Raw genomic sequence first — 18,514 nt, 5'->3', positions numbered from 1 at the left:
GGCCGCTGATCCCGGTCAGCTCCGGTGCAGGAGTTCGGTGGCGGTGTGCCGGCCGGAGCGGACCGCGCCGTCCATGAAGCCGTTCCAGTAGGGGGAGAACTCCGACCCGGCGAAGTGCACGCGCCCGAACGCCCGGCCCAGCCACTCCCCGTACTCCGTGAGCACTCCGGGGGCGGCGACGGACGTGGGGCCGCCCCGCGTCCACTGCTCGGCGGTCCAGTCCTGCTCGACGTAGTCGACGGTGTCGTAGGCCCGGTCCCCGACGACCTGGGCGAAGGAACGCAGCACCGCGCCACGGCGCTCGCCCGCCGGGCGGTGCGCCCACCTCCGCCACTCCTTGCCGCCGAGGAACCCCATGAGGACGCCCGGTCCGCCGTCGGGCGGGGAGTTGTCGAACATCTCGCGGATCGGCGAACCACCCCGCAGCAGGCCCATGCCGGACAGGCCCTCCGCCCGCCAGAACGGGCTGTCGTAGACGGCCACGCACTTCATGAGCGTGCCGAAGGGCAGCCGCTGGAACAGTTGGTCCTGCTGCGGAGGCAACAGCGGGTCCCAGACGATCCGCGATGCCAGGAGCGGCGGTACGGCGACGATCACCCGGTCGGCCCGCCAGTCGCCGGCGTCGGAGACCACGGTGACTCCACCGGTGTCCTGGCTGATCCGCCGTACCGGGGCCGACAGTTGGACGCGGCCGTCGGGTTCCTCGGCCAGCCGCGTCGCGACCAGCTGCGAGCCGCCGACGAACCGGCTGTCCTGGGCGCCGCCGGAGGTGCCGGTGCCGCGCTCCATGGTGCCCGGATGGGTCTCGTCGCCGAAGGTCGAGACGTACCAGAGGCTGAACAGCGCCGACGCGTCGCGCGCCTCGCCGCCGTACGCGGAGTTGAGGAAGATGTTGATCAAGTCGACCGCGTCGCCGGTGACTTCGGCCTTGCGCAGCCAGGTCTCGTACGTCATTCCGTCCAGGTCACGGGCGTTCGTGGCCCGCCACGGAGCCGCCGGGGGCACCTTGCCGGCCGCCTGGCCGATGCGGGCCAGGGCGATGCCCATGTCGGGCAGGGCGAGGAGGTCCGGGGGAGTGTGTCCGGCGAACCGCCTGGCTTTGCCGTCACGGACGTAGATGCGATCGCCGGGTACGGCGGCCTCGTACGTGGACACGCCTACCTCCTTGGCCAGCGCCAGGACGCGGTCCTGGGTCGGGCCCACGAACTGCCCGCCGATCTCGGTCACTCGGCCGTCGCCGAGGTCGTGGTTGAGCAGCCGTCCGCCGACCCGGTCGCGGGCCTCCAGGACGGTCACGGACTTGCCCGCGGCGACGAGTTCACGCGCCGCGGTGAGTCCGGCCAGCCCGGCGCCGATGACGACGACGTCGGTGTCTCGCGTGCTGTGTGTCCGGGCCTCGGTCTGGGTCACGGTCACTCCCTGGCTCATGGGGATGGGGGTCGGTGAGTAAGTTACATGCGACGTGGTCGACTGACAATGTCGTATGAGTCTGTCACCCGCCCAAGGGGTATGACCTGGCCTTATGGCGCGAATGGCATGCGTCACAGTCTGAAGACTATGTCGAGCGACTTGAGCAGGTGATAAAGTCGGCCCACCGCTACCGTTCGAGGGAGTTCGTCATGGCCGTCCTGCTGCACCGGCTGGGTCACAGCGCCTACCGGCACCGAAAGCTCGTCCTGGGTATATGGCTCTTCGTCCTGGCCGCGCTCATCACCTGCGTCGGCGTCTTCGGCGGCAAGCTCGACGACCGCTTCTCGGTGCCGGGCACCGAGTCGCAGCGGGCGTTGGACAGCCTGAGCAGGACCCTTCCGGAAGCGTCGGGCGCGAGTGCCCAGATCGTCTTCACCGCGCCTGAGGGCCACCGGGTCACCGAGGCCCCCTACACGGCGGCCATCGCCCGGACCGTGGCGGAGGCCGAGCAGGCGCCGCAGGTCAGCGAGGTCGTCGACCCTCGGTCCTCCGGCGCCGTCTCGGGCGACCGGACGACGGCGATCGTCCAGATCCAGTACCCCGTGCAGACCGCGGAGGTCCGTACGTCATCCGTGGACGCGATCCAGGACGCGGCCCGCGCGGCGGAGACGGACGGGCTGCGGACCTCGGTCGGCGGTTCCGTCTTCAGCAGCAAGGGCGTCCACATCGGTCCTTCGGAGATCATCGGCGTGGCCGTGGCGCTGCTCGTGCTCGTCGTCACGTTCGGTTCGCTGCTGGCCGCCGGAATGGCGCTGCTGCCCGCCCTGATCGGTGTGGCGGTCGGTCTGGCCGGGCTGCTCGCGCTCGCACCCGCGGTCAGCATCTCCTCCACGGCCGTCACGCTGGCCCTGATGCTGGGCCTGGCCGTGGGCATCGACTACGTCCTGTTCATCCTCTCCCGCCACCGACAGCAACTCGCCCGTGGCGCCGACCCGAAGGAATCCGTCGCGCTGGCCGTCGGTACGGCCGGAAGCGCCGTCGTCTTCGCCGGCGCCACCGTGATCATCGCGCTCGCCGCCCTCAGCGTCATCGGCATCCCGTTTCTGACCACCATGGGTCTCGGGGCCGCCGGAGCCGTTCTCGTCGCCGTACTGGCCGCGATCACCCTCGTCCCCGCCGTCGCGGGATTCGCCGGTCCGCGGCTCGCCCCCAAGCCCGGCACCCGCGCCGCCCGGCGGGCCGCCGACGCCGAGGGGGTCACCGGCCGCACCACCATGGGCACCCGCTGGACCAAGTGGGTCATCGCGAAGCCGCTGCTGACCGTGCTCGCCGTCGCGGGCATCCTCGTGACCCTCGCCCTGCCCGTCACGGACCTGCGCCTGGCGCTTCCCGACAACGGCTCCGCGCCGCACGCCTCCACCGAGCGCAAGGCCTACGACGCGATCAGCGAGAAGTTCGGCCCCGGCTTCAACGGCCCGCTGCTCGTACTGGCGGAGACCGACGACGGTACGGCTGCCACGAGTTCACAGGCCGGCGCTCAGGTGGCCGAGAGGCTGAGCACCCTCAAGAACGTCAAGGCCGTCCTGCCGCCCCAGCCCACCGGCGACCCCACGCAGAGCGTCATCACCGTCCTGCCCGCCTCCGGCCCCGACAGCGTCCGCACCGGCCAACTGGTCCGCGACATCCGCGAGGCCGCGCCCGACCTCCGTGACACCACCGGCGCCTCGGTCGCGGTCACCGGCACCACCGCCGTCAACATCGACGTCTCCAACCGCCTCAGCGACTCCCTGCTGCCCTTCGTCGCCATCGTCGTCGGCCTCAGCCTGCTCCTGCTGATGATCGTCTTCCGGTCACTGGTCATTCCCGTCAAGGCCGCCGTCGGCTTCCTGCTCTCGGTGGGCGCCTCGCTCGGACTGGTCGTCGCCGTCTTCCAGTGGGGCTGGCTGGCCGACGTCCTGGGTGTGCCCCACAGCGGTCCGGTCGTCAGCTTCCTGCCGATCATCCTGATCGGCGTGCTCTTCGGACTCGCCATGGACTACGAGGTGTTCCTCGTGTCCGGGATGCGCGAGGAATGGGCCCACACCGGCCGGGCCCGTCAGTCGGTCGTCGACGGCGCGCGGCACAGCGTTCGGGTCGTCACCGCCGCCGCCCTGATCATGTTCACCGTCTTCGCCGGGTTCTTCCCCCTGGACGACTCCCTCATCAAACCCATCGCGTTCGCCCTGGCCGTCGGTGTTGCCATCGACGCCTTCGCCGTCCGCATGACGCTCGTACCGGCGGTACTCGCCCTCGCCGGCCGGGGCGCCTGGTGGCTGCCGGCCTGGCTGGACAGGATCCTGCCCGACCTCGACGTCGAAGGCAGCAGCCTCCAGAAGACGGCACCGGCGGAACGCAAGGAACCCGAACCCGTCTCCTGAGCCGGCCCACGCGAGGGAAAGTGCTGTTGGTCCCGGCGCGCGCACTGGTGTGGCGCCGGGTGGCGCAGTCGACGTACGTCCCACTGCCGCCGTACGACCATGAGTTGTACGGAAGATCCGTACGGTCGCCCGGCACGGTGATGCGGCAACTGCGAACCACCGGCACCGTGTTGCACTGCGTTCCCGCACGTCCACACCGGCAACTGCCGCCCAAACACATTATCCGCACGATGTCACGGCTCGGCCCCGGCTCACGGCGGGCCCCGTACAAAGTCGGACGACAGCTGGCCATACTGGACGAGCCAGGGGAGGGCGGGGCCGAACGACGGGGGCGATCGCAGCAGATGGGGGACACCAGGCTGATCCAGGGCCGGTACCGGTTGCTCGACCTGATCGGTCGAGGGGGGATGGGTGAGGTGTGGCGTGCCCGGGACGAGTCGCTGGGCAGACAGGTCGCCGTGAAGTGCCTCAAACCATTGGGACAGCACCACGACAACTCGTTCACCCGTGTCCTGCGGGAGCGGTTCCGCCGGGAGGCGCGGGTGGCCGCGGCCCTTCAGCACCGCGGGGTGACGGTTGTCCACGACTTCGGCGAGTCGGACGGCGTGCTCTATCTGGTGATGGAGTTGCTGGACGGGCGCAACCTCAGCCAGCTCCTGGAGGACAACAAACAGCATCCGCTGCCCGTCGCCGACATCGTGGAGATCGGCGAACAGGCGGCCGCCGCCCTTGCGTACACCCACCAACAGGGCATCGTGCACCGGGACCTGAAACCCGCGAACATCATGCGGCTCGGCGACGGCACGGTGAAGATCTGCGACTTCGGCATAGCCCGCCTCGGCCACGACATCGGCTTCACCTCCAGACTCACCGGCACCGGCATTGCCATGGGCACCCCGCACTACATGTCGCCGGAGCAGATCGGCGGCGACCACGTCGACCACCGCAGCGACCTCTACTCCTTCGGCTGTGTGCTGTACGAGATCGCCACCGGGGCGCCGCCGTTCGACCTCGACGACGCGTGGGCGGTCCTGGTCGGCCACCGGGACACGCCCCCCGAGCCGCCGCGCCGCCATCGCGCCGAGCTCCCCGAGTTCCTGGACCGGGTCATCCTGGACCTGCTGGCCAAGGAACCCGAACAGCGGCCGCACGACGCCCGTGAGCTGGGCCGCCGCATCGGCGCGGGCCGCACGGCACCGGCGTACGTGCCGACCGTGGTGTCGCCCCCGGTGCGGCCCGCGGCGCCGGACCGGCCTGCCGCCCGCGAGGACCGGCTGCCCTCCTGGACCCGCGGGATGACCACCGGCCACAAGGCGACCGGCGCGGGCCTGCGCACCACACCGCCCGACGCCGCCGCGGGTCTCACCGGTGACTGGATCGCCCGCACCGACACGCGCGGCACCCAGCACCCTGTTCCCGCCGAACGGCCCACACCGTCACCGGAGTTGGTCACCACCCTCACCGGCAGGCACAACGCGGGGCTGAGCCTTGGGCGGCTCGGCCGCTGGGCGGAGGCGGGCGAGGTGCACCGCGCGGTCGCCGCCGAACGCGAACACGCGCTCGGCCCCGACCACCCCGACACACTGGCCAGCCGCTACGAGGTCGGTTTCACTCTCAGCCGCACCGGCCGCCCCGCCGACGCGCTGCGCGAATACGGGCACGTGGCCCAGACCAGGGAGCACGTGTTCGGCCCCGACCACCCGGACACCCTCGCCGCCCGCCAGGAAATGGCCTACGTACTGGGCCAGTTGGGCCGCCACTTCGAAGCACACCAGGTCTATACGGCCGTACTGGCGGCCCGGGAACGCGCGATGGGCCCCGAGCACCCCGACACCCTGCGCTGCCGCCACAACCTCGCCTTCAACCTCAGCAGACTCGGACGCCTGGAGGACTCGTACCGGATGGCGAGCGAGGTGGCCGCTTCCCGCGCCCGGGTGCTCGGCGCGAACCATCCCGACACGCTCGTCACCCGGTACGAAGTCGCCTACGCGCTCGGGCAGTTGGGCCGCTGGCCGGAGGCACTGCAGACGTACCAGGAGGTCGCCGAGGCGCGGGCACAGGCGCTCGGCCCCGACCATCCCGACACGCTCGCCGCGCGCTACGAGGTCGGCATCAGCCTCGGCCGGCTCGGACGCAGCGCCCAGGCGCTGGAGCTGTACCGCGGCCTGATCGACGACCGCACGCGCGTCCACGGGCCCGCCCACCCCGAGACCCTGCGCGCCCGGCACGGGCTCGGCGTCAACCTCGGCCGGCTCGGCCGGTGGGAGGAGGCCCTCGCCGAGTCCCGTGACGTGTGCGCGATCCGCGAGCGCGTCCTCGGCCCCGACCACCCGGACACCCTCGTCAGCCGGCGCGAGGTCGCCGTCGGGCTCGGCTGGCTCGGCCGGTGGGCCGACGCGCTCACGGAGTACCGCCAGGTGGCCGCCGCACGCGAGCGTGTGCTGGGCGGTGACCATCCCGACGCGCTGGCCAGCCGCAACGACGAGGCGCACTGTCTGGAGCAGCTGGGGCGGGGGGCGGAGGCGGTGGAGTTGTATCGGAGGGTGGCGGCTTTGCGCCAGCGGTGACGCTCCGCTGGGGTGCGCGGGATCGAGACCGGGGCTGCGCCCCGGGCCCCGCTGTTGGGTTGTTCGTCGGCCGCGGGTTGGGTGTGGCTGGGCGCGCAGTTCCCCGCGCCCCTAACGGGGCCTCGGCCCCTCGCGGCCCGCGCCCCTAACGGGGCCGGTTGCCGCGTGTGTCTGGCCGACCTAGATCGTTGCGTGTTACCTAGATGCATGGGTGCATTCGAGGGATACCGGGAGCAGGACGTCGTCATTGTCGGCGGGGGGCACAACGGGCTGGTTGCCGCTGCCTATCTGGCTCGGGCCGGGAAGTCCGTGCTGGTGCTGGAGCGGCTGGGGGTCACCGGCGGGGCTGCCGTGTCCACGCGGCCGTTCGCCGGTGTCGATGCCCGGCTGTCGCGGTACTCGTACCTGGTCAGCCTGCTGCCCCGGAAGATCGTGCGGGATCTCGGCCTGGACTTCCGGGTCCGCGGCCGCACCGTGTCCTCGTACACCCCGACCGAGCGTGACGGACGGCCGACCGGACTGCTCGTCGGGGGCGGCGAACGGCGCACCCGGGAGGCCTTCGCCAAGCTGACCGGGTCCGCCCGCGAGTACCAGGCATGGCAGCGCTTCTACGGGATGACCGGCCGCGTCGCCAAGAAGGTGTTCCCCACCCTCACCGGACCGCTGCCCACGCGCGACGAGCTGCGCGGCCGCATCGACGACGAGGAGGCCTGGCGGACTCTTTTCGAGGAGCCGCTCGGGGTGACCGTCGAGGACAACTTCAGCGACGATCTCGTACGCGGCGTCGTCCTCACCGACGCGCTCATCGGAACCTTCGCCGACGCCCACGACCCGTCCCTGCGGCAGAACCGCTGCTTCCTCTACCACGTGATCGGCGGCGGCACGGGAGCCTGGGACGTGCCGGTCGGCGGCATGGGCGCGCTCACCGACGCCATCGCCGGAGCCGCGCGCGCCGCGGGCGCGGTCGTCGCCACCGGCCACGAGGCGGTCCGCGTGGAGACCGACGGGCGGGCCGCCGAGGTCACGTATCGGACCGCGGACGGGGAACGGACCGTCTCCGCCCGGCACGTCCTCGTCAACGCCTCCCCGCAGGAGCTCGTCCGGCTCACCGGTGACGAGCCGCCCGCCCCGGCCGAGGGCGCCCAGCTCAAGGTCAACATGCTGCTGAAGCGGCTGCCCCGGCTGCGCGACACGTCCGTCGATCCGCGCGAGGCGTTCTCCGGGACCTTCCACATCGCCGAGGGATACGAGCAGTTGGCGACCGCACACGCGCAGGCCGCATCCGGTTCGCTGCCCGAGGCGCCGCCCTCCGAGATCTACTGCCACTCGCTCACCGATCCGACGATCCTCGGCCCGGACCTGGTGCAGCAGGGCTACCACACGCTCACGCTCTTCGGACTGCACACACCCGCCCGGCTCTTCGCCCACGACAACGACGGTGTACGCGAGGAACTGCTCAAGTCGACGCTCGCGCAACTGGACTCGCACCTCGCCGAGCCGCTCGCCGACTGCCTGGCGACCGACGCGGACGGCCGCCCCTGCATCGAGGCCAAGACACCGCTCGACCTGGAGCGCGATCTGCGGCTGCCCGGCGGCAACATCTTCCACCGCGACCTCGCCTTCCCCTATGAGCAGGACGGCACGGGCCGCTGGGGCGTGGAGACCGCGCACGCGAACGTCCTGCTGTGCGGCGCGGGCGCGGTGCGCGGCGGCGGGGTGAGCGGAGTACCGGGACACAACGCGGCCATGGCGGTGCTGGAGGAGTCTCCGTGACTGGCTGTGAGACCGGCTGCGTGACCGCCAAGTAGCGCCCGGCGGCGGCTTGTTCACGCCGTCGCCGGCTCCGGTGGTCAGTCCTTGGCCGCCGTCCAGCCCGCCGCCTCGATCCGTGCCGCGTCCGCGGGTCTGGCCTCGTCGAACACCACCCGGTCGCCGTCCGCGACCCGCTGCGCGTCCACGTACACGCCCCGGCCGACGTAGAGCCGATCCGTCGTGTACCGCCAGCGCAGGACGAGCTGCCGGGACTCGGGGAGATCCGCGGAGAGCCGGTGCCAGGCCCGCCCCGACCAGCCGGTGACGGAACCGGCGGGATGCTCCTGGGCGGCCTCGCCGCGCCGGACGGTGGTGAACGGCACCGGCCGCCACGTCGTGCCGCCGTCCGGCGAGGCCTCCAGGAAGAGAGCGTCCGCCCCCGGCTCGGTGTCCCACCACAGGGCGCACCGCAGACGGCCTCCCGCGCCGAGATCCAGCGCGGGCAGCGTCAGCGTGGCGGACGTGGCGGCCGCCATGCCGGAGTACCAGGCCGTACGTCCTCGCGCGGGCCGGACCGGCACAGCGCGGGCCAGGTTGTTGGCGGCGGCCACCCGGGGAGCGGACCCCGACCGCCAACTGCGCACGGGATGGACGGAGTTGCTGAGCACGACGAGGAACGAGTCGGTCGTCGGGTCGAGTACGAGCGAGGTGCCGGTGAAACCCGTGTGGCCCGCGGTGCGCGGTGTGGCCATCGCGCCCATGTACCAGTGCTGGTAGAGCTCGAAGCCGAGGCCGTGCTCGTCACCAGGGAACGCAGTGTTGAAGTCGGTGAACATCAACTCCACCGACTCGGGCTCCAGGATGCGCGCCCTGCCGTACACGCCGCCGTTGAGCAGTGCACGGCCGAGGACCGCCAGGTCCCACGCGGTGGAGAAGACACCGGCGTGGCCCGCCACACCGCCGAGGCTGTACGCGTTCTCGTCGTGCACCTGGCCCCAGACGAGGCCGCGGTCCAGCCCCGACCACGGTTTGCGGGCGTCCTCGGTGGCGGCGATCTTCGGCTTCCAGGAGGCGGGCGGATTGAAGCGGGTGCGGCGCATTCCGAGCGGGTCGGTGATCTCGGTTCGCAGCAGGGCGTCCAGGGCGCGACCGGTGATCTTCTCCAGGACGAGCTGGAGCGAGATCAGATTGAGGTCCGAGTAGAGGTACCTGGTGCCCGGCGGGTTGAGCGGCGCCTCCTTCCAGATGAGCTGGAGCTTCTCCTCGTACGTCGGCGCGCTGTAGAGCGGGATCCAGGCGCGGAACCCCGAGGTGTGCGTGAGCAGTTGACGGATCGTGATGTCCTGCTTGCCCGCGCCGCCGAAGTCCGGGAGGTAGGAGGCGACCTTTCCCTCCAGCTTCAACTCGCCGCGCTCGATCTGCTGCACCGCGAGGATCGACGTGAACAGCTTCGACACCGAGGCGAGGTCGAAGACCGTGTCCCGCGCCATCGCGATCTGCTGGTCGGCGGGGAACTCCAGGGCGGTGTCGGTCTTCTCGTCGTACGCCGAGTAGCGCACCGCCTTGCCGATCGGGTGGTGCAGCGCGACCGTGCCGCCGCGTCCGGCGAGCAGCACGGCGCCCGCGTACCAGGGGTACTTGGGGGAGGGGCCGAGGAACGCCTCGGCGTCGGTGACGAGTTGGCGCAGAGGGGCGGGGAGCAGTCCGGCGCGTTCGGCGGAGCCGTGCCGCAGGGTCGGGCGGCCGTGGGCGTCACCGTCGCTCTCGGCGGTGTCGGGTGCCGCCGATGCCGCGGGGAGGGGAGCGAGGATCAGCGCGCCGCCCAACGCCGTCAAACCCCGGCCCAGTTGACGACGGGTCGGCCCGCCGCCCGCTCTGTCCGTCATCGAGGAGCCTTCCGTTGAGACGCTGTGCCGCCGTGGCTGCCTGAAAGTATCTTTCCGAGTTCGCTGTGCTCGATGAAACTTTTGTGTCGGACGGGGGGCGTGTCAACGGTGCCGTCCGGACCGGTCCGGGTTCGGGAAAACCGATGGAAACTGACGGTCCATCAGAAAAGGTCTTCCTTCGTCCGGAGGACTGCGGCATCCTGCGCCCATGCAGACGGAGCTGAGCAAGAAACTGGGAGTCGAGCACGCCCTCTTCGGCTTCACGCCGTTCCCCGCCGTCGCCGCTGCCATCAGCCGGGCCGGCGGGTTCGGCGTGCTCGGTGCGGTCCGCTACACCGCCCCCGACGACCTCAAACGCGACCTCGACTGGATCGAGGCGCACGTCGACGGCATGCCGTACGGACTGGACGTCGTCATGCCCGCCAAGAAGGTCGAGGGCGTGACCGAGGCGGACGTGGAGGCGATGATCCCCGAGGGGCACCGCCAGTACGTCAAGGACACCCTGGCCAAGTACGGAGTGCCCGAACTCGCCGAGGGCGAGGCCTCCGGCTGGCGCATCACCGGCTGGATGGAACAGGTCGCCCGCAACCAACTCGACGTCGCCTTCGACTATCCGATCAAGCTGCTGGCCAACGCGCTCGGCTCACCCCCCGCCGACGTCATCGAGCGCGCCCATGACCAGAACGTGCTCGTCGCCGCGCTCGCGGGCAGCGCCCGGCACGCGCGCAAGCACGCCGAGGCGGGCATCGACATCGTCGTCGCGCAGGGCTACGAGGCCGGCGGCCACACCGGTGACATCGCCTCGATGGTGCTGACGCCCGAAGTCGTCGAGGCCGTCGACCCGTTGCCCGTGCTCGCGGCGGGCGGTATCGGCAGCGGACAGCAGATGGCCGCCGCGCTCACTCTCGGCGCCCAGGGTGTGTGGCTCGGCTCCATCTGGCTGACCGTCACCGAGGCCGACATGCACTCGCGCGCCCTGACCCGGAAACTGCTCGCCGCCGGGTCGGGCGACACGGTCCGCTCGCGCGCGCTGACCGGGAAACCCGCACGTCAGCTGCGTACCGAATGGACCGACGCCTGGGACGACCCCAACGGGCCCGGCACGCTTCCCATGCCCCTGCAGGGGCTGCTGGTCGCCGACGCCGTCTCGCGGATCCAGCGGCACGAGGTCGAACCGCTGCTCGGGACGCCCGTGGGACAGATCGTCGGCCGGATGAACAGCGAACGCAGCGTCCAGGAAGTCGTCGACGACCTCACCCGCGACTTCGAGAAGGCCGTCGACCGACTCAACCGCATCGCCGGAAGGAGCCACGAGTGAGCCAGCCCCCCAACGGCTTCTGGGCCCAGGCCATCGCCGACCCCGAGCGCACCGTCCTCATCGCGACCGACGGTGAGGAGTGGACCGCGGGACGCCTGCACGCCGAGACCAACCGGCTGGTGCACGGACTGCGCGCCGCCGGGCTCGAACGCGGCGACGCCTTCGCCGTCGTGCTGCCCAACGGCGTCGAGTTCCTCACCGCGTATCTCGCCGCCTCGCAGGCCGGCTTCTATCTCGTGCCCGTCAACCACCACCTCGTCGGCCCCGAGATCGCCTGGATCGTCTCCGACTCCGGTGCCAAAGTGCTGATCGCGCACGAGCGGTTCGCCGACGCGGCACGCCACGCGGCCGACGAGGCGAAGCTCCCCGAGGAGCGGCGGTACGCGGTCGGCGCGGTCGAGGGTTTTCGGCCGTACGCCGAACTCCTCGACGGGCAGCCCGAGTCGGTGCCCGAGGACCGCACGCTCGGCTGGGTCATGAACTACACCTCGGGGACCACGGGCCGCCCGCGCGGCATCCGGCGACCCCTGCCCGGCAAGCTCCCCGAGGAGACCTACCTCGGCGGCTTCCTCGGCATCTTCGGCATCAAGCCGTTCGACGACAACGTGCATCTGGTGTGCTCGCCGCTCTACCACACGGCGGTCCTCCAGTTCGCGGGCGCATCCCTGCACATCGGGCACCGGCTGGTGCTGATGGACAAGTGGACGCCCGAGGAGATGCTGCGGCTCATCGACGCCCACCGGTGCACGCACACCCATATGGTCCCGACCCAGTTCCACCGCCTGCTCGCGTTGCCGGACCACACAAGGGCGGCCCATGACGTGTCGTCCATGCGGCACGCCATCCATGGCGCCGCCCCATGCCCGGACCACGTGAAACGGGCCATGATCGAGTGGTGGGGCCACAGCGTCGAGGAGTACTACGCGGCCAGTGAAGGCGGCGGTGCCTTCGCGACCGCCGAGGACTGGCTGAAGAAGCCCGGCACGGTCGGCAAGGCCTGGCCCATCAGCGAGCTGGCCGTCTTCGACGACGACGGAAACAGGCTGCCGCCCGGTGAACTGGGCACCGTCTACATGAAGATGAGCACGGGCGGATTCTCGTACCACAAGGACGAGGGCAAGACGAAGAAGAACCGCATCGGGGACTTCTTCACCGTCGGTGACCTGGGATATCTCGACGAGGACGGCTATCTCTTCCTCCGCGACCGCAAGATCGACATGATCATCTCGGGCGGGGTCAACATCTACCCCGCCGAGATCGAGGCCGCCCTGCTCACCCACCCCGCCGTCGCCGACGCCGCCGCTTTCGGGATCCCGCACGACGACTGGGGCGAGGCGGTCAAGGCCGTCGTCGAACCGGCCCCCGGCTTCGAGGCGGGCGAGGCGCTGGCCGCCGCGATCCTGGAGCACTGCGAGCGGCAGCTGGCCGGGTACAAGCGCCCCAAGAGCGTCGACTTCATCGAGACGATGCCGCGCGATCCCAACGGGAAGCTCTACAAGCGGCGACTGCGGGACCCGTACTGGGAGGGGCGGACCCGTCCCGTGTGAGCTCAGGATCCGACGGTCACATCGCCTTGGACCTCTGCTCGGTCCGGGGCGATGGGACGTGCGGTCTGACGTGCAGTGTGCCGTGCGGTGTGACGTGCCGCAGGTGGATTCCCGGGGGGTATCGGCGGCTTCGCGGGGCTCACCTGCGGCTTCTTGGGGCGTACCTGCGGCGCGGGTGCCCGTCGCGACCGCTCGGCGCGGCGTGCCAGCTTCCGGCCCCACGCCTGGCCCGGAGCCTCGATGTACCGGTAGGTCAGCGCGCACAGCGGCAGCAGCACGGCGAAGAACGCCACCACGAGTACGGGATTGTCCCGCGGCCACCGGCCGATCGTGCCGTCACTCACCGCCAGCAGCACCGGATGCAGCAGATAGACCGAGTAACTGATCATTCCCAGCCAGATCAGCGAGCGCGGGATCCGCCGGTGGCGCAACGCCAGCGCGATACCGAAGGTGAGCACGGCCAGCAGGAACGCCACGATCCAGCCCTGCCGGGTGAAGGGCGCCTCGTCGCTGTTCCAGTACGCGCCGGCCACGGCGCAGGCGATCACCACCGCGGCCGTGCGGCCCGCCTGCCACCAGGAGCTCTGGCCGTTCTCGGCCCGGTGGACGGCGGTGCCGAGGAACATCACGGCGAGGATGATCAGGCCTTCCCACAGCGGGACCGTGCCGTTGAAGGGGACCAGGACGAGCGCCAGCACCCCGCCCAGCACGCCGCCGACCACGCGCAGCGCGGGTGCCCCGGCGCTCGCACAGCAGATCGCGACCACCAAGGCGCCCGAGGCGAGGCCGATGAGCAGGCCCGTGCCGAGGAGGCCGGACAGGGCGGAATCCGGCAGCGTGATGCCTGCCGCCACGCTCACGGCGGCCAGCACCGCGAGGGTGACGGCGACCGCCGCCGACCGCTGGTGGAGACGGACCGTGAAGAGCGCGACGACCAGCAGATAGAAGGCCATCTCGTACGAGAGCGTCCACAGGACGAGCAGCACACTGGGCGTCCCGAGCAGCTCTTGCAGCAGGCCGGCGTGGGCGACGGCCGCCGTGGCCGTGCTCTGGTTGCCGAAGTCGCGCATGTTCGCCAGACCCAGGAGGTTGACGGCGAGGACGGCGGCAATGGCGGTCGCCCACAGCGGGTACATGCGGAACACCCGCCCGATCCAGAACGTCCGGACACTGCCCCGGCGCTCAAGTGAGGCGGGGATGATGTAGCCGCTGACCAGGAAGAACACCAGGATGCCGTACCGGCCGGTGTTGAACTCCGGCATCAGTTCCTGCCGGAACTCCGGCATGAAGGAGTACGACGCGTGCTCGAACACCACGACGAGTGCCGCGATGCCGCGCAGTGCGTCCAGCCAGGCCAACCGCCGTGGACCGGCCGATGTCCGAGGTTCGGGTAGTGGTTCGGATACGGGGAGTGACCGTTCCAGGGCGGGAGACCGGATTGGCGGCCTGATGTCCATAACTACCATTACGCGCCCTTTGTCGCTGATGGTCAACGACAGGATGGGCCGGTGCGTACGCGTGTGGTCCCGCCCCACATGGGGCGGGACCACATGTGCCCTGCCTACTCGCGCACCCGCACCACCTTCAGCGCGGGCGAGGCGAGGATGTCCTTCTCGCAGAAGCGGGACGTCACCCACTTCTCACGCGAGAACAGCCGCGTCTGGTCGGCGAAGTGGTCCGAATTCGGATTCGACGACTGGGAGTACGTGAGCAGCGTCCGGGCCACCGGGCAGCCACTGCCGTCCCAGCCGACCGCCTGGATGTGGCTCGAACCCGTGGTGACCTCCGTGTAGCCGCCGGCCGCCGCGTTCCACACCGGCTCGATCTTGTTCCACACGCCGAGCGACTCGGTACCGCCCGGAACCGGGATGCGCTGACCACCGCGTACGACGAACTGGTTCGCCCCGAGTTCCGCGTCCAGAGCGATCCCCGCCGTACGCAGTTCGGTCACGGTGTCGGCGAGGGCCCTGGCCAAGCCCGGTGCGTCCGTGTTCAGCGTGTTCGGGGTGCGGACCGGGTCCGCTGCCGAGAACGGCACCTTCCACAGCTGCGCACCCGGCACCGCCCTGATCAGCTTCCGCCAGAACCGGTCGAAGAGCAGTGCTCCTCTGCTGTCGGTGTCCATGGAGTGGTCCCACGCCTTGAGGACACCGCATGCCTCGGAGACGTCGACCGCCTTGCCGTCGCTGCCCGTTGCGGTCCCTCCCGGGAGCGCGGCACACGCGCGGGCGGCGGCGTCCGCCGCGAGATCACCCGCGGGCACCCGGTTCGCGAACTGCTGGCGCTGAAGGTCCTTCACGGTCAGATCGCCGCGCCCGGCCATCGCCGCCACGTCCTCGATCGCGCCGCGGGTGCGCATCGAACGCTGGGTGCCGACCGTGCCGAAGATCCGCTCGTAACCCGTCAGCGGCCGGTCGGCATTGGCCAGCCAGGCGCTGTCGTTGGAGTTCTCCGCGTACGGCGCGTCCTTCAGCGTCGGCATCCGCGCCGGACCGAAGGTCCCCGGCTGTACGGCGTCCGCGTCGCTGCCGAGTGCGCAGTCACCGCGCGAGCCGTCGAGGACCGCGACCCCCGCCGCCGGATAGGTGGCCTTGCCGAGCGCTGTCGAGCAGCGGGTCGCCAACTCGTTCGTGACCCGGGGCAGCACCTGCGACTGGCTGAACAGGGAGTGACCCGAGGAGTCGGCCGCGATGGTGTTCACCCAGGGCAGGCCCTGGTTCCGGGTGAGTGATCCGAGGACGTCGGCGGTGCTGCGCGCCTTGCTGAAGCCGAGAGACGTGTCCGCGAAGCGCAGGTTCGCCGCGTTCGGGTCGTTCAGCGCGTACGCCGTCGTCGTGGTCCAGGGCAGCGGGAGCTCGCCGTCGGGGGAGGAGAGCACCGGGCCGTAGCGGGTCCACCACTGCGACCGGGTCACCGGAGTACCGTCCTTGACCGCGACGGTCACCTTTCGCTCGGTCATCCGCTCGGGCGTGCCGTCCACCAGATAGGCCGTCGGATCGCCCGGAACCAGCGTGAGCTGATGGACGGTGAAGGGGACACCGGTCGAGACGGTGTGGCTCCATGCCACATGCGCGTTGTACCCGATGGAGATCGTCGGCGTGCCGAGCAGCGAGCCGCCGGCGACGTTCAGCTCGCCCGGGATCGTCTGCTGCGCCTGCCAGAACCGGCGCCCGCCGTGCCACGGATAGTGCGGGTTGCCCAGCAGTAGACCACGGCCGTTCGCCGTCGTACTGCCGTTGAAGGCGACCGCGTTGGAACCCATCGAGCCGTCGGGCAGCAGATCGCGCACGGCTCGGACCAGATCCTCGGCGTCCGGCGTACGGGCGGCCGGGGTGGCGGAGCCGGTGGGCGGCTGCGCGGCGGTGATGTCGTCGACGGTGCCTCCCTGACCGCCGAGCACCGACAGGGCGTACAGGCGCGTGGCCACGTCGAGCGCGGTGACCGGCCGCACCCAGGCGGCACCCCTGCACGTCGGGTCGCTGATCCGTTTCTGCTTCAGCCAGGCGTTGTAGCCGGCCGCCCAGCCGCGCATCAGGTCCTTCGCCTGACGGCTCGGCCCTCCGGGCGCCGGCTGGTCCAGCAGTTTCTGTACGGTGCCGGCGTCCCGCACCCCGCGGAAGTACAGGTCGCTGGAGAGGTTCTCGCCGGCCGACGAGAGCGAGCGGTCCGGCGCCTCCTCGGGGCCGAAGACGCGGGAGCGCTCCCCGCGAACGGTCACGAATCCGTCGGCGAGCACACACACCTGGTCGGCGGCCTGTGCCCAGCCGGTGCCGAAGCCGAGATTCGCGTAGTCCTTCGCGACGACGTGCGGAATGCCGTACTCGGTATAGCGGACGGTGGCGGACAGACCACCGTGCGCGGGACGTTCCTGACGGTCCTGGCTCTGGGCCGTGGCGGCCGGCAGTGCGGCCGAGGCGGTGGCCAGGGCCACGGCCGTGACGACGAGCTGTCTCAGGCGGGTACGCATCGTGCCTCCCAACATCATTGAGGGAAGGGGCGGTTGAACGTGACAACGGTGTACGCAGGGCAGGCGCTCGGGGCCTGACCTCCTCGTACGGGACTTGACCCCGCTCACGGAACGGAACGAGGATCACGTGTCATGACGCCTGGACACGGCAGCACGGTTGACGGAGTGCTGCGACGCAGTGCCCGACGCACCCCCGAGCGCACAGCGGTCACCTACCGCGACCGCTCCTGGACGTACGCCGAACTCGACGAGGCCGTCTCCCGCGCGGCCCAGGTGCTGATCTCCTCGGGCGTGGCTCCCGGCGACCGCGTCGGTGCCTACGGCCACAACTCGGACGCGTACCTCATCGGCTTCCTGGCCTGCTCCCGGGCCGGGCTCGTACACGTACCGGTCAACCAGAACCTGACGGGCGACGACCTCTCCTACATCGTCGGCCAGTCCGGCAGCACGCTCGTCCTGGCCGACCCCGACCTCGCGGACCGACTCCCGGACGGCGTACGGGTGGTGCCGCTGCGCGACGCCGACGACTCGCTGCTCGCGCGGCTGGAGTCGACACCTCCGTACGACGGTCCCGAGCCGCGCACCGAGGACCTGGTGCAGCTGCTCTACACCTCCGGTACGACGGCCCTCCCGAAGGGCGCGATGATGACGCACCGCGCGCTGGTGCACGAGTACCTGAGCGCGATCACGGCCCTCGACCTGAGTGCGGGCGATCTGCCCGTGCACTCGTTGCCGCTGTACCACTCGGCGCAGATGCATGTGTTCCTGCTGCCGTATCTCGCGGTCGGCGCGCGGAACACCATCCTCGACGCACCCGACGCCGAGCAGCTCTTCGACCTGATCGAGGCCGGCCGCGCGGACAGTCTCTTCGCGCCGCCCACCGTGTGGATCGGTCTGTCGAACCGCCCCGACTTCGCGACCCGCGACCTGAGCGGGCTGCGCAAGGCCTACTACGGGGCGTCGATCATGCCCGTGCCCGTCCTCGAACGGCTGCGGGAACGGCTTCCCAAGCTGGCCTTCTACAACTGTTTCGGCCAGAGCGAGATCGGCCCGCTGTCCATGGTCCTCGCGCCGAACGAGCACAGGAAGGCGCGCCTGGACTCCTGCGGGCGTCCGGTGCTGTTCGTGGACGCGAGAGTGGTCGACGAGAACGGCAAGGACGTGCCCGACGGCACGTCCGGTGAAGTCGTCTACCGGTCACCGCAGTTGTGCGAGGGCTACTGGGACAAGCCCGAGGAGACGGCCGAGGCGTTCCGGGACGGCTGGTTCCACTCCGGCGATCTCGTGGTGCGGGACGCCCAGGGGTACTACACCGTCGTCGACCGGGTGAAGGACGTCATCAACTCCGGGGGTGTCCTGGTCGCTTCACGGCAGGTCGAGGACGCGCTCTACACGCATCCCGAGGTGGCCGAGGTCGCGGTGATCGGGCTGCCGGACGACCGCTGGATCGAGGCCGTGACCGCGGTGGTCGTCCCCCGCGGCACGGTCACCGAGGACGAGCTGGTCGCCCACGCGCGCGAGAACCTCGCCCACTTCAAGGCGCCGAAGCGGGTGGTGTTCGTGGACGAACTGCCCCGTAACGCCAGCGGGAAGATCCTCAAGCGGGAGCTGCGGGACCGGTTGGGAGAGGCTTGACCTTGGCCGGGCGCG

Annotated in this window: 10 protein-coding genes; 6 read left to right on the top strand and 4 right to left on the bottom strand. The window is 70.8% G+C overall.

Annotated features, from left to right (window positions below; genetic code table 11):
- Nucleotides 1-15 precede the first annotated feature (15 nt).
- The gene (locus ACFWXQ_RS11370; protein ID WP_383951128.1) at nt 16-1,410 is read right to left on the bottom strand and encodes a flavin monoamine oxidase family protein; all 1,395 of its coding nucleotides are present in this window, start codon (nt 1,408-1,410) and stop codon (nt 16-18) included.
- A gap of 209 nt (nt 1,411-1,619) precedes the next feature.
- Here ACFWXQ_RS11370 and ACFWXQ_RS11365 point away from each other — a divergent pair, with 209 nt between their 5' ends.
- From ACFWXQ_RS11365 to ACFWXQ_RS11355, 3 genes are all read left to right on the top strand, one after another.
- Complete coding sequence (locus tag ACFWXQ_RS11365; RefSeq protein WP_386268031.1) at nt 1,620-3,827, top strand: MMPL family transporter; 2,208 nt, start codon at nt 1,620-1,622, stop codon at nt 3,825-3,827.
- Between the two features lie 344 nt (nt 3,828-4,171).
- Nucleotides 4,172-6,394, top strand: a complete 2,223-nt coding sequence (locus tag ACFWXQ_RS11360; RefSeq protein ID WP_383939501.1) for a tetratricopeptide repeat protein — start codon at nt 4,172-4,174, stop codon at nt 6,392-6,394.
- A 192-nt stretch (nt 6,395-6,586) separates the two neighbouring features.
- Complete coding sequence (locus tag ACFWXQ_RS11355) at nt 6,587-8,167, top strand: phytoene desaturase family protein (RefSeq protein ID WP_383939503.1); 1,581 nt, start codon at nt 6,587-6,589, stop codon at nt 8,165-8,167.
- Nucleotides 8,168-8,244: 77 nt separating this feature from the next.
- Here ACFWXQ_RS11355 and ACFWXQ_RS11350 read toward each other — a convergent pair whose 3' ends face one another.
- Nucleotides 8,245-10,032, bottom strand: coding sequence for a serine hydrolase (locus tag ACFWXQ_RS11350; protein WP_383939506.1), 1,788 nt, complete (start codon nt 10,030-10,032; stop codon nt 8,245-8,247).
- A gap of 208 nt (nt 10,033-10,240) precedes the next feature.
- Between ACFWXQ_RS11350 and ACFWXQ_RS11345 the strand changes: the two genes are divergently transcribed.
- Both ACFWXQ_RS11345 and ACFWXQ_RS11340 read left to right on the top strand, forming a co-directional pair.
- On the top strand, nt 10,241-11,350 hold the full coding sequence (locus tag ACFWXQ_RS11345; RefSeq protein WP_383939509.1) for an NAD(P)H-dependent flavin oxidoreductase: 1,110 nt from the start codon (nt 10,241-10,243) through the stop codon (nt 11,348-11,350).
- Nucleotides 11,347-12,897 (top strand): acyl-CoA synthetase, encoded by a 1,551-nt coding sequence (locus ACFWXQ_RS11340; protein ID WP_383939512.1) that lies wholly within the window; start codon nt 11,347-11,349, stop codon nt 12,895-12,897. Before ACFWXQ_RS11345 ends, ACFWXQ_RS11340 begins: the two co-directional genes overlap by 4 nt.
- Nucleotides 12,898-12,899: 2 nt before the next feature.
- Here ACFWXQ_RS11340 and ACFWXQ_RS11335 read toward each other — a convergent pair whose 3' ends face one another.
- Together ACFWXQ_RS11335 and ACFWXQ_RS11330 are read right to left on the bottom strand one after the other, a co-directional pair.
- Nucleotides 12,900-14,255, bottom strand: coding sequence for an acyltransferase family protein (locus tag ACFWXQ_RS11335; protein ID WP_383939515.1), 1,356 nt, complete (start codon nt 14,253-14,255; stop codon nt 12,900-12,902).
- Between the two features lie 203 nt (nt 14,256-14,458).
- Nucleotides 14,459-16,864 carry a penicillin acylase family protein gene (locus tag ACFWXQ_RS11330; protein ID WP_383939518.1) on the bottom strand — a complete coding sequence of 802 codons (2,406 nt, stop codon included), beginning with the start codon at nt 16,862-16,864 and terminating at the stop codon, nt 14,459-14,461.
- A gap of 132 nt (nt 16,865-16,996) precedes the next feature.
- Here ACFWXQ_RS11330 and ACFWXQ_RS11325 point away from each other — a divergent pair, with 132 nt between their 5' ends.
- The gene (locus ACFWXQ_RS11325) at nt 16,997-18,499 is read left to right on the top strand and encodes an acyl-CoA synthetase (RefSeq protein WP_383939521.1); all 1,503 of its coding nucleotides are present in this window, start codon (nt 16,997-16,999) and stop codon (nt 18,497-18,499) included.
- Nucleotides 18,500-18,514: the final 15 nt, after the last annotated feature.

The organism is Streptomyces sp. NPDC058697 (assembly GCF_042715345.1).
GTDB classification, from domain to species: domain Bacteria; phylum Actinomycetota; class Actinomycetes; order Streptomycetales; family Streptomycetaceae; genus Streptomyces; species Streptomyces liliifuscus.
Note: the sequence above shows the minus strand (reverse complement) of the source record. Positions and strands in the feature narration are given on the sequence as shown.